This is a genomic window from Streptomyces glaucosporus, assembly GCF_039533345.1.
Lineage (GTDB): Bacteria > Actinomycetota > Actinomycetes > Streptomycetales > Streptomycetaceae > Streptomyces > Streptomyces glaucosporus.
Genome location: NZ_BAAATJ010000021.1, coordinates 75006 through 89707 on the forward strand (window position 1 = coordinate 75006; position 14702 = coordinate 89707).

10 protein-coding genes and 1 riboswitch are annotated in these 14702 nt (G+C 75.9%); of the genes, 3 read left to right on the forward strand and 7 right to left on the reverse strand.

The window, feature by feature from the left end; translation table 11 throughout:
- Nucleotides 1-9 precede the first annotated feature (9 nt).
- From cobO to ABD358_RS20835, 7 genes are all read right to left on the reverse strand, one after another.
- The gene (gene cobO / locus ABD358_RS20805; RefSeq protein ID WP_344632603.1) at nt 10-606 is read right to left on the reverse strand and encodes a cob(I)yrinic acid a,c-diamide adenosyltransferase; all 597 of its coding nucleotides are present in this window, start codon (nt 604-606) and stop codon (nt 10-12) included.
- Nucleotides 606-2681 (reverse strand): putative cobaltochelatase, encoded by a 2076-nt coding sequence (locus ABD358_RS20810; RefSeq protein ID WP_344632604.1) that lies wholly within the window; start codon nt 2679-2681, stop codon nt 606-608. Before ABD358_RS20810 ends, cobO begins: the two co-directional genes overlap by 1 nt.
- The gene (gene cobN / locus ABD358_RS20815; RefSeq protein ID WP_344632605.1) at nt 2678-6361 is read right to left on the reverse strand and encodes a cobaltochelatase subunit CobN; all 3684 of its coding nucleotides are present in this window, start codon (nt 6359-6361) and stop codon (nt 2678-2680) included. The genes ABD358_RS20810 and cobN overlap by 4 nt, the downstream gene beginning before the upstream one ends.
- A gap of 125 nt (nt 6362-6486) precedes the next feature.
- Nucleotides 6487-7998 (reverse strand): cobyric acid synthase, encoded by a 1512-nt coding sequence (locus ABD358_RS20820; RefSeq protein WP_344632606.1) that lies wholly within the window; start codon nt 7996-7998, stop codon nt 6487-6489.
- Complete coding sequence (locus ABD358_RS20825; protein ID WP_344632607.1) at nt 7995-9023, reverse strand: cobalamin biosynthesis protein; 1029 nt, start codon at nt 9021-9023, stop codon at nt 7995-7997. Before ABD358_RS20825 ends, ABD358_RS20820 begins: the two co-directional genes overlap by 4 nt.
- Before the next feature lie 105 nt (nt 9024-9128).
- Nucleotides 9129-9321: riboswitch (cobalamin riboswitch) on the reverse strand.
- A gap of 137 nt (nt 9322-9458) precedes the next feature.
- Nucleotides 9459-9677, reverse strand: a complete 219-nt coding sequence (locus ABD358_RS20830; RefSeq protein WP_344632608.1) for a hypothetical protein — start codon at nt 9675-9677, stop codon at nt 9459-9461.
- 78 nt (nt 9678-9755) lie between these two features.
- Complete coding sequence (locus tag ABD358_RS20835; RefSeq protein WP_344632609.1) at nt 9756-10991, reverse strand: inorganic phosphate transporter; 1236 nt, start codon at nt 10989-10991, stop codon at nt 9756-9758.
- Nucleotides 10992-11183: 192 nt separating this feature from the next.
- On the opposite strand from ABD358_RS20835, the gene ABD358_RS20840 reads away from it, so the two are divergent.
- The 3 genes from ABD358_RS20840 to ABD358_RS20850 all read left to right on the forward strand — a co-directional run bounded on the left by ABD358_RS20840 (nt 11184) and on the right by ABD358_RS20850 (nt 14655).
- The gene (locus ABD358_RS20840) at nt 11184-11867 is read left to right on the forward strand and encodes a class II aldolase/adducin family protein (protein ID WP_344632610.1); all 684 of its coding nucleotides are present in this window, start codon (nt 11184-11186) and stop codon (nt 11865-11867) included.
- Between the two features lie 92 nt (nt 11868-11959).
- Nucleotides 11960-13096 (forward strand): alpha/beta hydrolase, encoded by a 1137-nt coding sequence (locus tag ABD358_RS20845; RefSeq protein WP_344632611.1) that lies wholly within the window; start codon nt 11960-11962, stop codon nt 13094-13096.
- Between the two features lie 101 nt (nt 13097-13197).
- Complete coding sequence (locus ABD358_RS20850; RefSeq protein WP_344632612.1) at nt 13198-14655, forward strand: hypothetical protein; 1458 nt, start codon at nt 13198-13200, stop codon at nt 14653-14655.
- Nucleotides 14656-14702: the final 47 nt, after the last annotated feature.

Below are 14702 nucleotides of genomic sequence, written 5' to 3' on the forward strand. Positions count from 1 at the left end.
CCGCCCGGCTCACCATTCGATGCCCCGCTGGCCCTTCTGGCCGGCGTCCATCGGGTGCTTGACCTTGGTCATCTCCGTCACCAGATCGGCGGCGCCGACCAGTTCCGCGGGCGCGTTCCGCCCGGTGATCACCACGTGCTGGGCGCCGGGACGGCTCCGCAGCACCTCCACGACCTCGCCGGTGTCCACCCAGCCCCAGTGCATCGGGTAGGTGAACTCGTCCAGCACGTACAGCCGGTAGGTCTCGGCGGCCAGGTCGCGCTTGACCTGCTCCCAGCCCTCGCGCGCCGCCTCCTCGCTGGAGGCGATGTCGCGCTGGACCCAGGACCAGCCCTCGCCCATCTTGTGCCAGACGACGGTTCCGCCCTCGCCGCTGTCGCCCAGCACGCGCAGTGCGCGCTCCTCCCCGACCCGCCACTTGGCGGACTTCACGAACTGGAACACCCCGATCGGCCAGCCCTGGTTCCAGGCGCGCAGCGCCAGCCCGAAGGCGGCCGTCGACTTGCCCTTGCCGACGCCCGTGTGGACCGCCAGCAGCGGGCGGTTGCGGCGCTGGCGCGTGGTGAGTCCGTCGTCGGGTACGACGGTCGGCTGTCCCTTCGGCACTACGCGGCCCTCCTGTGGTGGTGAAGCGGGGTCTGCAGGGAGCGGACGAGCGAGGTGACGGCGTCGGCGCGCAGCTCGTCCAGGGTCACGGCCGGGCCGCCCAGTTCGGCGGCGAGCGCGCCCGCCAGGCCGAGCCGCACCGGCCCCGACTCGCAGTCGACCACGACCGACGCGGTGCCGTCGGCGGCCAGCAGCCGTGCCGCCTGCCGCGCCCGCTCCACCGGCCGGGGGCCGCCGGTGGCCCGGCCGTCGGTGACGGCGACCAGCAGCGGGCGCCGCGACGGGTCGCGCAGCCGCTCCACCCGCAGCACCTCGCGGGCCCTCAGCAGCCCGGCGGCCAGCGGGGTGCGCCCGCCGGTGGGCAGCGACTCCAGGCGCGCGGCGGCGGCGTCCACCGAGGAGGTGGGCGGCAGGGCCACCTCGGCGTCCGCGCCGCGGAAGGAGACCAGGCCGACCTTGTCGCGGCGCTGGTAGGCGTCCAGCAGCAGCGACAGCACCGCCCCCTTGACGGCGCCCATCCGCTTCCGGGCGGCCATGGAGCCGGAGGCGTCCACGACGAACAGCACCAGGTTGGACTCCCGGCCCTCGCGCACGGCCTCGCGCAGGTCGTCCCGGCGGACCACCAGGCCCGGCCCGGTGCGTCCCCGCGCCCGCTGGTGCGGGGCGGCGGCCCGGACGGTCGCGGCCAGGTGGAGCCTGCCCAGCGCGCCCCGCGGGCGGCGGGCGCCGGTGGTGCGGCCCTGCGCGGTACGGGCCCGGGAGCGCCGTCCGGCCGCGCCCTCGCCCACGCCGGGCACGTACAGGGCCCGGGCGCGGAACGGCTCGCCGGCGCGGGCGGGGGCCTGCTCGCCGGCGCCGTCCCGTCCACCGCTCTCCTCGGTGCGGGACTGCCCGGGCACGGAGGGCTCCGCGGTGCCGGACGGCTCCCCGGGGCCGTCCTGCGGGGGCCGCCCACCCCCGCCGGGCCCGCCGTCCCCGCCGCCGTCCGGGCCGTCGGGGCCGCTGTCCGGGCCGTCGGGGTCCGGCTCGCCGTCCTGCCCGCCGTCCCCGCCGCCGTTCTGCCGCAGGGTCTCGTCGAGCTTCTCCTCGTCCAGCCCCGGCGCGTCGAAGGGGTTGCGGCGCCTGCGGTGCGGCAGGGCCAGCAGCGCGGCCTGCCGGACGTCCTCGGCCGCCACGTCGGTGCGCCCGGCCCAGGCGGCCAGCGCGCAGGCGGTGCGGGCCATGACGATGTCGGCCCGCAGGCCGTCCACCTCGAACGCCGCGCAGGTCGCGGCGATCTGCCGCAGCGCCGCGTCGCCCAGCCGCACCTCCGGCAGCAGCGCCCGCGCCGCCGCGATCCGCTCCCGCAGCGCCGCCTCCTCGTCCGCCCAGCGGGCGGCGAAGGCGACCGGGTCCTCGTCGTACGCCAGCCGCCGCCGGACGACCTCCATCCGCTCGCCGGTCTCCCGGGAGGCGGCGACCTCCACGGTCAGCCCGAAGCGGTCCAGCAGCTGCGGGCGCAGCTCGCCCTCCTCGGGGTTCATCGTCCCCACCAGCAGGAAGCGGGCGGCGTGCCGCACCGAGACGCCCTCGCGCTCGATGTGGACCACGCCCATCGCGGCGGCGTCCAGCAGCGAGTCGATGAGGAAGTCCTGCAGCAGGTTGACCTCGTCGACGTAGAGGACGCCCCGGTGGGCCTGCGCCAGCAGGCCCGGCTCGAACGCCTTCACGCCCTCCGCCAGCGCCCGTTCGATGTCCAGCGCCCCGACGAGCCGGTCCTCCGACGCGCCGACCGGCAGCTCCACCATCCGCGCGGGACGGCTCCCGGAGCGCCCCGCCTCGTGCGGGCCGTCCGGGCAGTGCGGGTCGGGCCGGCGCGGGTCGCAGGAGAAGCGGCAGCCGGGCACGGTCTCGACCTCGGGCAGCAGCGCGGCCAGCGCCCGCACGGCCGTGGACTTCGCCGTCCCCTTCTCGCCGCGCACCAGGACGCCGCCGACGGCCGGCGAGACCGCGTTCAGCAGCAGCGCCAGCCGCAGGTCGTCCATGCCGACGATCGCGGTGAACGGGTAGGTGGCAGTGGTGGCAGTGGTGGTCATGCGTCGCCCTCCGGGTCGTCGGAGCCGCCTTCGAGGTCGCCCTCGAGCTCGAGGTAGATCTCCCGGAGCCGGTCCAGGGTCTCCGCCTCCGGCTCGGCCCACAGTCCGCGGTCGGCGGCCTCCAGCAGCCGCTCGGTGATGCCGCGCAGCGCCCACGGGTTGGAGCGCCTCATGAACTCCTGGTTGGTCTCGTCGAAGACGTACTCGGCGGCCAGGCGCCGGTACATCCAGTCGTCCACGACCCCGGCCGTGGCGTCGTAGCCGAAGAGGTAGTCGACGGTGGCGGCCATCTCGAAGGCGCCCTTGTAGCCGTGGCGCCGCATCGCCGCCATCCAGCGCGGGTTGACCACCCGCGCCCGGAACACCCGGTGGGTCTCCTCGCCCAGCGTCCGCGTCCTCACCTGGTCGGGGACGGCCGAGTCGCCGACGTACGCCTCGGGTGAGGAGCCCGTCAGGTGGCGGACCATGGCGACCATGCCGCCGTGGTACTGGAAGTAGTCGTCGGCGTCGGCGATGTCGTGCTCGCGGGTGTCGACGTTCTTCGCCGCCACCTGGATGCGGCGGAAGGCCGTCTCCATGTCGCCGCGCGCCGGACGGCCGTCCAGGCCGCGCCCGTAGGCGTAGCCGCCCCACACCGCGTACACCTCGGCCAGGTCGGCGTCCGAGCGCCAGTTGCGGGCGTCGATCAGCGGCAGCAGTCCGGCCCCGTACGCGCCCGGCTTGGAGCCGAAGATCCGCGCCGTGGCCCGGCGGCGGTCGCCGTGGGCGGCGGTGTCCTCGTCCGCGTGGGCCCTGACGTAGTTGGACTCGGCGGGCTCGTCCAGCTCGGCCACGGCCCGCACCGCGTCGTCCACCAGGCCCACCACGTGCGGGAAGGCGTCGCGGAAGAAGCCGGAGATGCGGACGGTGACGTCGATGCGCGGACGCCCCAGCTCCTCCAGCGGCACGACCGTGAAGCCCGTCACCCGCCGCGAGGCGTCGTCCCACACCGGCCGGCAGCCCAGCAGCGCCAGGATCTCCGCGATGTCGTCGCCCTGCGTGCGCATGCAGGAGGTGCCCCACACCGTCAGGCCCACCGACTTCGGGTACGCGCCGTGGTCGGCCAGGTGCCGGGCCAGCAGGGAGTCCGCCAGCGCGCTGCCGACCTCCCACGACAGCTTCGACGGAATCGCCTTGGGGTCCACGGAGTAGAAGTTCCGGCCGGTCGGCAGGACGTTGACCAGACCGCGGGTCGGCGACCCGGAGGGGCCGGCCGGAACGTACCCGCCGTCCAGCGCGTGGAGGACGTTGCCGATCTCGTCGGTGGTGCGCGCCAGCCGCGGCACGACCTCGTCGGCGGCGAACTCCAGGGCCCGCACCGCGCCCGGCACCGCCTCGCCCAGCACCTCGGCGACCACCCCGCCGGCCGCCTCGCGCGCCCAGTCGCGGGCCTCCATGCCCTCCACCAGCCGCCGCGCCAGGTGCTCCAGCAGGTCGATCGCGTCGGAGGCGGTCCGCGCCGGCCCGTCGGCCAGGGACGTCAGCGCCTTCGGCACCTCGATCCGGGCGCCGGGCTCGGCCAGCAGCGCCGCCTCCTCCAGCCCCACGTGCCCGGCCAGCACCGCCCGCAGGCCCGGCAGGGCGCCGCCGACACCGCCCCACACCTGCGCCGAACGCAGCACGGCCAGCACCAGGTTGACGCGCGGCTCGCCCACCGGGCCGCCGCCCAGGACGTGGAGGCCGTCGCGGATCTGCACGTCCTTGATCTCGCACAGCCAGCCGTCGATGTGCATGACGAACTCGTCGAACTCGTCCTCGTCCGGCTGCTCCTCCACGTGGAGGTCGTGGTGGAGCTCGGCGGCCCGCACCAGCGTCCAGATCTGGCTGCGCACCGCCGGGGCCTTGGCCGGGTCCAGGTCGGACACCAGCGCGTACTCGTCCAGGAGCTGCTCCAGCTTCGCCAGGTCGCCGTAGGAGTCGGCCCGGGCCATCGGCGGCACCAGGTGGTCGACGACCGTGGCGTGGCCGCGGCGCTTGGCCTGGGTGCCCTCGCCGGGGTCGTTGACGATGAACGGGTAGACCAGCGGCAGGTCGCCCAGCACCGCGTCCGGCGCGCAGCCCGCCGACAGGCCCAGGCCCTTGCCCGGCAGCCACTCCATCGTGCCGTGCTTGCCCATGTGGACGATCGCGTCGGCGCCGAAGGAGTGCTCCATCCACCGGTAGGCCGCCAGGTAGTGGTGGGAGGGCGGCATGTCCGGGTCGTGGTAGATCGCGATGGGGTTCTCGCCGAAGCCGCGCGGCGGCTGGATCATCACGACCACGTTGCCGAACCGCAGCGAGGCCAGCACGATCTCGGCGTCCTCTCCCTCGCCGTCCACGTAGAGCGAGCCCGGCGGCTCGCCCCAGTGCTCGCGCATGGCGTCGCGCAGCTCCGGGTCGAGCGCGGCGAACCACTCCCGGTAGTCCTTCAGCGGCACCCGGGCGGGTGCGGCGGCGAGCTGCTCCTCCGTCAGCCACTCCACGTCGTGGCCCCCGGCCGCGATCAGGCGGTGGATCAGCTCGTCGCCGTCCTCCGGCGGTTCACCGGTGTCGTAGCCGGCGTCCCGCAGGGCCCGCAGCAGCTCCACCGCCGAGGCGGGGGTGTCCAGGCCGACCGCGTTGCCCACCCGCGAGTGCTTGGTGGGGTAGGCGGTGAAGACCAGCGCCAGGCGCTTGCCGGCGTTCGGCTTGTGCCGCAGGGCGGCGTGCCGCGCGGCGATCCCCGCCACCCGCCGGGCCCTCTCGGGGTCGGCGGCGTAGACGGGCACCCCGTCGGGGCCCTCCTCCTTGAAGGAGAACGGGACGGTGATCAGCCGGCCGTCGAACTCCGGGATCGCCACCTGCATCGCGGCGTCCATCGGCGACAGCGCCGCGTCCGAGGACTCCCAGGCGGCGCGGGAGCCGGTCAGGCACAGCCCCTGGATCACGGGCACGTCCAGCGCGGCCAGGGCGCCGACGTCCCACGCCTCGTCGTCGCCGCCGGCGCTCGCGTCGGCCGCGCGGGTGCCGCCGGCCGCCAGGACGGTGGCGACCAGCGCGTCGGCCCGGCCCAGCAGCTCGTACAGACCGGGGTCGGCCCCGCGCAGCGAACCGCAGTAGACGGGGAGGGCGTTGGCGCCGCGCTCCTCGATCGCGTCGCACAGCACGTCGACGAACGCGGTGTTCCCCGACAGCTCGTGGGCCCGGTAGAACAGCACGCCCACGGTGGGCCGGGACGGATCGGACCCCCGGTCGCCGTGCACGCCCCACTCGGGCATCGGCCGCGGCGGGGCGAAGCCGTGGCCGGTCAGCAGCACGGTGTCGGACAGGAAGCGCACCAGTTCGGCCAGGTTCTCCGGGCCGCCCGCCACCAGGTACTCCAGCGCCTCGGCGACCACGCCCGCCGGAACGGTGGACATCGCCATCAGTTCGGCGTCCGGCACCGACTCGCCGCCCAGCAGCACGGTGGGCACGCCGGAGGCCAGCAGCGCCTCCAGCCCGTCCTCCCAGGCGCGCCGGCCGCCCAGCAGGCGCACGACGGCGATGTCCGCGCCCTCGATCAGGCCCGGCAGCTCCCCGGCGACGTCGACGCGCGCGGGGTTGGCGATGCGGTACGGGGCGCCGGAGGCACGGGCCGCCAGCAGGTCGGTGTCGGCGGTGGACAACAGCAGGACCGTGCTCATGGAACCCCCATCGGTGCGTACGCCCTCCACGCCGGCCGGGCCGGTCGTCTCGGTCGCTTCGGTTGCGTCGGGTGTCTCGGTTGCGTCGGATGTTCCGGTTTTCCCGGGTGTTTCGGTCATACCGGTCACGGTGCTCCCGGCGGCACGAACGGCAGGCCCTCCGGCGCGCCGTCCTCGATCAGCCGCAGCAGCGCGCCGGTGTCGGCGTGCTCCTCGATCAGGTCGCCCAGCCGGTCGAGCTGCTCCTCGCGGAGCGCGGCGAAGGACGTGTCCGGAGCGGGGACGAACGCCCGCCCGGCGTCCGCCGCCACGCGCCGCAGGAAGGCCCGCCGGAAGCCGTCGCTCTCCAGCGACCCGTGCCAGTGGGTGCCCCACACCGAGCCGGTGCGGCAGCCGTCCAGGAACGGCTCGTCCCCGCCGGCCACCTCGGCCACGCCGTGGTGGATCTCGTAGCCCTCCACGGGCTCGCCCAGCGCCTCGCCGGACGGCCGGGCCAGGGTCTTCTCCGGGGAGAAGCGCACCCGCACCGGCAGCAGCCCCAGGCCGTCGACCGTCCCGGCCCGCGACTCCACCTCGTCCTCGATCCGCTCGCCCAGCATCTGGAAGCCGCCGCAGATGCCCAGCACCGGGCGTCCCTCGGCGGCCCGGCGGACCAGCGCGTCGGCCAGACCGCGCTCGCGCAGCCAGCGAAGCGCCTTCACGGTGCCGCGGGTGCCGGGCACGACCGCCAGGTCGGCGTCGGCCAGTTCCTCGGGCCGGTCGCAGAACCGCACGACCACGCCCGGCTCGGCCGCCAGCGCGTCCACGTCCGTGAAGTTCGACATCAGCGGCACGGGCACCACCGCCACCCGCAGCACGTCACGGCCGTGCGGCGGCGCGACGGCCGACTCGCGGACGGCGCCGCGCAGGGAGACGCGCAGCCCGTCCTCCTCGTCGATGCCGAGCCCGTGGCGGTACGGCAGGACGCCCAGCACCGGCCGCCCCGTCAGGCCGCGCAGCATCTCCAGGCCAGGCTCCAGCAGCGTCACGTCGCCGCGGAACCTGTTCACCAGGTAGCCCGCCACCAGGGCCTGGTCCTCGGCCGACAGCAGGGCGGTGGTCCCGAAGAGGGAGGCGAAGACGCCGCCGCGGTCGATGTCGCCGACCACCACGACCGGCAGCCGGGCCGCGCGGGCCAGGCCCATGTTGACGATGTCGCTGTGCCGCAGGTTGATCTCGGCCGGGCTGCCGGCGCCCTCGCAGATCACCGCGTCGTGGGTGCGCCGCAGCTCGGCCAGGCAGTCGGTCACCGTCCCCAGCAGCCGCTCCTGCCGCCCCGCGTGGTAGCCGCGCGCGCTCAGCTCGCCCACCGGCTTCCCCAGCAGCACGACCTGGCTGGTGCGGTCGCCGCCCGGCTTGAGCAGCACCGGGTTCATCAGCGCGGTGGGCTCCACCCGGGCCGCGGCGGCCTGCATGGCCTGGGCCCGGCCGATCTCGGCCCCGTCCCGGGTGACGAAGGAGTTGAGCGACATGTTCTGCGCCTTGAACGGCGCCACCTTCACGCCCCGGCGGGCCAGCCAGCGGCAGATGCCCGCCGTGACCACGCTCTTGCCCGCGTCCGAGGTCGTCCCCGCGACCAGCAGCGCACCGCCCGTCACCGTGTTCTCCTGTTCCGCCCGGTCCGCCCGGTCTGCTCGATCCGCCCGTTCCGCCGCTTCTCCCGAAGGGCCCCGGCGGCCGCGCACACCGCCAGCGCCAGCGCGCCCACCCGGCGCGACAGGCGCACCGCCCGCTCGATGTCCGCCGCGCGCACCGGACGGCCGGAGGCGTGGAGCACGGGCCGGTGCTCGACCCGGCCGCCGTACGACAGCGTCCCGCCCAGCCGCAGCCCCAGCGCGCCGGCGAACGCCGCCTCGACCACCCCGGCGTTGGGGCTGGGGTGGCGGCGGGCGTCCGCGCGCCAGGCGCGGAGCGCGCCGCGCGGGTCGGGACCGGCGAGGACGGCCAGCAGGGCGGTCAGCCGGGCGCCGGGCCAGCCGGCGGCGTCGTCCAGCCGGGCCGAGGCCCAGCCGAAGCGGAGGTGGCGCGGCGAGCGGTGGCCGACCATCGCGTCCAGGGTGTTGACGGCCCGGAAGCCCGCGAGCCCCGGCACCCCGCAGGCCGCGCCCCACACCAGGGCGCCGACCACGGCGTCGGAGGTGTTCTCGGCGACGGACTCCACGACGGCGCGGGCGATGCCGTCGGCGTCCAGCGCCTGCGGGTCCCGTCCGCACAGGTGGGGCAGCCGGGCGCGGGCCGCGTCGAGGTCGCCCGCCTCCAGGGCGGCGGCGATCGCCCGGGCCTCGCGCGCCAGGGAGCTGCCGCCGACCACCGTCCAGGTCGCGGCGGCGGCCAGGGCGGTACGGGCGGCCGGGGAGCGGCGCACGGCGCGGTCCAGCGCCGCCGCGGCGGCCACGGCGCCGCCCGCGCACACGCCGGTGTACAGCGCGCCCGCGCCGCGGTGGTCGCGCCACAGCAGGCGCTCCAGGGCGGCGGCGGCACGCCCGAAGGCGGCGACGGGGTGCTCGCGGCGGGGGTCGCCCGCGATCAGGTCGAACAGGTATCCGAGCACCGCTCCGTACGCGTACTCCTGTGCCGCGGGGAGATCCGGGAGGGCGGTGGCGGTGGTGTGGTCGGCGCGCATGGCGTCAGCGTGCCGCGGCGCCTCGTGCGGTCACCGTGGGGAGTGCTGGGGCAGGCGGAATGCCGGGCATGGCGGTATGTCCTCACTCAGGGTCCTCGCCCTGGATCGACGTGACCGGCGGTGAGAGTCTCCTGGCTCCCGGATCCGCGCTTCCCCGGCCTTCCAGCCCGGTGCACGGGCCGTGGCGCTGGGTGGGGGAGCGCTCCCCGGTGACAGTGGCGGGACCGCGCCGGATTCGCACCGGCTTCCTCTCCTGCCGCCGTTGGGCAACGGGAAGTCCACCACGTGCCGGGAAGAGGCGTCAACTCCGCGATGACCTGCGGCGGCGCGGTGTGCGGAACCGCACACCGCGCGGGGAGCCGGAGGGGGCGGGCGAGGGGACGCGAAGGCGCCCGGCGGCATCGCCGCCGGGCGCCGGAGGGGAGGGGGCGCGGCTCAGGCCGCGATCAGGTAGATGCCGTAGACCACGGCGGCCGCGCACAGGGCGAAGCTGACGTAGGCGCCGACGCGGCCGAGGAGGCCCGCGCCGCCGTCCCCCGCGGCGTGGCCGGTGCGGGTGCCGACGATGCCGAAGGTGAAGACGCACACCAGGCCGACCGTCATCACGAGGCTGACCCCGAAGACCTGGCCGAGAGCGGCCCAGTCGATGTCCATGACGCTGATTCCTTTGCGGTTGCCGTGGGATTCCTGCGCGGTTCCCGCGCGGCGTTGTGAGGGCGCTGGGAGGGGACGTTAGGAGGCGGAGGAGGAGAGGGGGGCGGAGGCCGCGGTCCTCTCCTCGGCGGCACGGGTCCCGTTCGCCGCGGGGGCGGGCTGGGGCGGGACGACCTGCGCGGAGGCGTCGGCGTCGCCGGCGGGGGCCGTCTCGACGTCGTTGACGTTGGTGTGGTCCACCGGCTCCTTGCGGGAGGCCAGCCAGATCGCGGCGCAGGCCGCCACGGTGAGGATCGTGACGACGGTGACGCCCCAGTCGCCCTGGGTGGTCAGGAGGGCGGCGCCCGCGGCCACCAGGCCGGCGGCCGGCAGGGTCAGGCCCCAGGCGGCGAGCATCCGGCCCGCAGTGCTCCAGCGCACGCTGCCGCCCTTGCGGCCCAGGCCGGAGCCCATGATCGAGCCGGAGCAGACCTGCGTGGTGGAGAGGGCGAAGCCCAGGTGGGAGGAGGCCAGGATGGTGACGGCCGAGCTGGTCTGGGCGGCGAAGCCCTGCGCCGGCCGGATGTCGGTGAGGCCCTTGCCCATGGTGCGGATGATCCGCCAGCCGCCCAGGTAGGTGCCCAGGGCGATGGCGATGCCGGCCGAGGCGATGACCCACATCGGCGGGTCGGCGTCGGCGCCCAGCGCGCCGCCGGAGATCAGGGCGAGGGTGATGACGCCCATCGTCTTCTGGGCGTCGTTGGTGCCGTGGGCCAGGGAGACCAGGGCGGCCGAGGCGATCTGCCCGGCGCGGTAGCCCTTGGCCACGTCCTTCTCGTCGTTGTTCCGGGTGATCCGGTAGGTGAGCCTGGTGGCGAGCATCGCCGCGATGCCGGCGACCAGCGGCGCCGCCAGGGCGGGCAGCAGGACCTTGGAGACGACCGCGCCCATGGAGACGGCGCCGATGCCCACGGAGGCGATGGTGGCGCCGATCAGGCCGCCCATCAGGGCGTGGGAGGAGCTGGAGGGGAGGCCCGCCAGCCAGGTCAGCAGGTTCCAGATGATCGCTCCGACCAGCCCTGCCAGCACCACGGCGGGATCGACGCCGGAGTCCTCGTTGATGAGGCCCTTGGAGATGGTGGCGGCGACCTCGACCGAGATGAAGGCGCCGACGAGGTTCAGGACCGCCGACATCGCCACCGCGGTCTTGGGCTTGAGTGCCCCGGTGGAAATGGTGGTGGCCATGGCGTTGGCCGTGTCGTGGAAGCCGTTGGTGAAGTCGAACACCAAGGCCGTGACGATCACGATCCCGATGAGAAGCGTGATGTTTTCCATTCACCCAGGCAATCAGTCGAAGGGGCGGTACGCGGCGAAGGTAGGGATCCAGGGTGAACGCAAGGTGAACTGGGGGCGGATTCACGGTATCCCCGTGGACCTGTGCAGGGAGGCGGGAAACACACCGCGCACCGAACGTCACCCGGACGCAGCTCTCCGTCGCGCTACAGTGCTCCGCCGGAGGTGGGACGGATGCGGCGGACCTGGGACGACGCCTGGCGCGAACTGGTGGACACGGCCCGCCGGACGGTGGCCGACGGGCTGGTCGTGGGCACCTCCGGCAACGTCTCGGCACGGGTCGGCGACACCGTCCTGGTGACGCCCAGCGGAGTGCCGTACGACCTGCTGGGGCCCGGGGACCTGTGCGCCGTCGACCTCGGCGGACGGCAGGTGGCCGGGGAGCTGAGGCCCACCAGCGAGCTGCCGATGCACCTGGCCGTCTACCGCGCCACCGGCGCCGCGGCGGTCGTCCACACCCACGCGGTGCACGCCACGGCCGTCTCCACCCTGGTGGAGGAACTCCCGGCGGTCCACTACATGACGGCCGCCCTCGGCGGCCCGGTGCGTGTCGCACCCTACGCGACGTACGGCAGCGCGGAACTGGCCGCCCACGCCCTGGAGGCCCTGCGCGACCGCACCGGCTGCCTGCTGCGCAACCACGGCACGCTCGTGTACGGGGACGGTCTGCGCCAGGCGTACGACCACACCGCGCAACTGGAGTGGATGTGCCGCGTCTGGCTCGCCGCCGCCTCCGTGCCCGGCCGCACCCCGGCGCTCCTGCCCGCCGGGGAGCTGGACCGGGTGGCCGAGCGGCTGCGCGGCTACGGACAGGGGGACGGCCAGGACGGCCGGGGGGCGGAGCGGAGGCCCGGCTGAGCGCGGTCCGCGCTCCGGCGGCGGGCCCTCCGGATCACCCGCCGGCCCCGGCCCACTGGCCCCGGCGGCGCCGCGCCGCCATCCTGGGCAGGATGAGCCTGCGCAAAACGACAGCCCTGGCCGCCACCACCACCGTGCTCGGCGTCGCCGCGGCCGCGGTCGTGGCCGGGCGGTACGCGGCCCACGCCGCCCTCAGGCCGCCCGCCGGCCGCTCCCTGCCCGTCGGGTTCCGGGAGCCGCCGCTGACGGTGCACGCCACCGCGGCGGGGCAGATCTCCCTGACCCGCTCGCTCGCCTCCGGACTGCCCGGCACCTACGCGCTCACCGGCCCCGGCCGGCACGCCGTCGTCGGCCCCGTGCTGGACGTCCCCTCCACGGCCGACACCGTCGTCAGGCGGCTGGAGCGCGTCGACCGGGGCCGTCTCGCCCCGGGCGACCGGGTACGGCTCACCCCGCAGCTGTACACCGGCAACCCCCGGGACGCCCTCGGCCTGGAGCACGAGGACGTGACGGTGCCCGGCGAGCTCGGCGCGCTGCCCGCCTGGTACCTGCCCGCCGTCCGCGACGTGTGGGTGATCGCCGTGCACGGCCTGGGCGCCACGCGCGAGCACCCCATGAACCTGCTGCCGTTCCTCCACGGGATGGGTCTGCCGGTGCTCGTGCTCTCCTACCGGGGCGACCCCGGAGCGCCCCGGTCCCCCGCCGGCACCGCACGCCTGGGCGACTCCGAGTGGCGCGACCTCGACGCGGCGGTCCGCCACGCCCTGGACCGCGGCGCCCGGAGGGTCGTCCTGTACGGCTGGTCCACCGGCGCGTCCATGGCGCTGCGCACCGCGGCGCACTCCCCGCTCCGCGACCGGGTGGGCGGGCTGGTGCTGGACTCGCCCGTGCTCGACTGGCGGGCGACGCTGCGGGCCCTCGCCGGGGGCCGCCGCGTTCCCGGCCCGCTGCTGCCGCTGGCGGTGCGCGCCGCGCAGGGCCGGGCCCGGCTGCACCCCGGCCCCCTGCCGGAGCTGGACGACCCGGCGGTCCTGGAGCTCCCCACCCTGATCCTCCACGGCCCCGACGACGCCGTCGCCCCGTGGGACCTCTCCCGCGAGCTGGCCGCCCGGCGGCCCGATCTGGTCTCGCTGCACGTCGTCCGGCAGGCCCCGCACGCCGCCATGTGGAACGCCGATCCGAAGGGCTACGAGGAGGTGCTGCGCCGCTTCCTCGTCCCCCTGCTGTAGCCCTCTCCGCGGCGGGGCCGCGGGGGTTTCCGCGGGACGCTCAGATGATGCCTGCGCACGGACGTTTGGGCTTTCGGGGGGTTGTCGACAAAACTGCTCCCGTGACGTCCCGTACACCGCGAGACACCAGGCTGCGCCTCGTTACCCGTCAGCCTCTCGCCGCCGCGCGCAGGGCCGTGAGCGCGCGCCGACGGCGGAGCGCGCCCCGGCCCCCCGAGGGGCTCCATCCCCGTGACCAACTGGCCCGGCAGGCGAGGGCCTGTCTCGACGACGCCGTGCGCCTGGCCCGCTGGGCGGACGCCACCGGTCTGTCGCCGGCGGCCGAGGCCGGGCGGGCCGCGGCCGATCTGCGGATGCCGGTGGACCAGGTGCCCGTCCACTGGGACCGGGCCCGGCTCGCCGGCCTGATCGAACTGCACGACGGCACCGCCGTGCCCGGCTGGCGGCTGCGTGCCTGGGACCGCGACGACTCCGCGGTGCTGCGCGGCTGGGTCGCCCTCTTCGACGCCTGGTCCCTCGCGTTCCCGGCGCCCGGCGACGCCGATCCGGCGCTGGTGGGCGACGTCGTGGTGGCGGCCCCGCAGTTCCTGTCCGTGATGCACCTGTCGTCCGGCCCGGTGACCGTCCCGCTCCTGCTGGACTTGCTGCGGCAGCGGATAGCGGAACTCCGCGCGGAGCGCGGGAAGGACTCCGCGGAGCGCGGGAAGGACTCCGCGGAGCGCGGGAAGGACTCCGCGGAGCGCGGGAAGGACTCCGCGGGGGGAGCGGGCGGCCCGGAGGGGGGGCTCGGGGATCCCGTCGTCCGGGATCTGCCCGCGCTGCTCGACTGGGCGCTCGACGGTCTGGCCTCCGTCGGCGCCCTGACGCGCTGCGCCGAGGACGGGGAGGGCCGCCCCGGCCAGGCGGTGCTCACCCCGCTGGGCAACTGGGCGGTGTGGGTGAAGCTCGAACAGATCTGCGTCGCCGCCCAGAGTCCCGCCGGGAACATAGAGCACCCCGCCGAGGACATGCTGCGCGGCTGCTCCCGGCTCTCGCCCGGGGAGGCCCGCGCCGAGTACCGGGCCTGGCTGGCCGCGCGCCCCACCGGTCCGGCCGTCGCCGAGCTGCTGGACGCCGCCCGCGGCGAGGACGCCCTCATCCGCGGTCTGGCGTTCGAGGCGCTGCGCGTCGTCGGCGCCCCCGCCGAGTCCGCGGTCCGGGAGGTCGCGGACGAGCCGACGCTGCGCCCCTACGCCCTGCTCTGGCTCGCCGAGCACGACGGGGCCGATCCCGCGGACCTGTCCGGCGGCGCTCCCGGCGTCCTGACGCGCGAGGAGGCCACCTGGCTGTGGGTGGACACCGCCGCGGCCATCGCCGACCACGGCGACGGGCGGCTGCTGGTGGAGCACCTGGACTCGGCCGTCCAGGAGAGCGTCCCGGCGCTGCTGGAGGAGGTCCGCGCCACCGGCCACCCCCGTACCGTCCAGGTCCTGGTGGCGCTCGCCGCCGCCCATCCGGATCCCGTGCTGGCCAGGGCCGTGCGCCGGGCGGCCTTCCAGGTCCACACCGGCGAGGTGTGACGGCTGCCGGGGCTCCCGTGCCGCCGGCGGCACGAGAGCCCCGGAAA

Coding starts and splice junctions, on each gene's coding strand:
- ABD358_RS20810 (WP_344632604.1), bottom strand. CDS start 2,681: ATGACCACCACTGCCACCACTGCCACCTACCCGTTCACCGCGATCGTC.
- cobN (WP_344632605.1), bottom strand. CDS start 6,361: ATGAGCACGGTCCTGCTGTTGTCCACCGCCGACACCGACCTGCTGGCG.
- ABD358_RS20825 (WP_344632607.1), bottom strand. CDS start 9,023: ATGCGCGCCGACCACACCACCGCCACCGCCCTCCCGGATCTCCCCGCG.
- ABD358_RS20830 (WP_344632608.1), bottom strand. CDS start 9,677: ATGGACATCGACTGGGCCGCTCTCGGCCAGGTCTTCGGGGTCAGCCTC.
- ABD358_RS20835 (WP_344632609.1), bottom strand. CDS start 10,991: ATGGAAAACATCACGCTTCTCATCGGGATCGTGATCGTCACGGCCTTG.
- ABD358_RS20840 (WP_344632610.1), top strand. CDS start 11,184: ATGCGGCGGACCTGGGACGACGCCTGGCGCGAACTGGTGGACACGGCC.
- ABD358_RS20845 (WP_344632611.1), top strand. CDS start 11,960: ATGAGCCTGCGCAAAACGACAGCCCTGGCCGCCACCACCACCGTGCTC.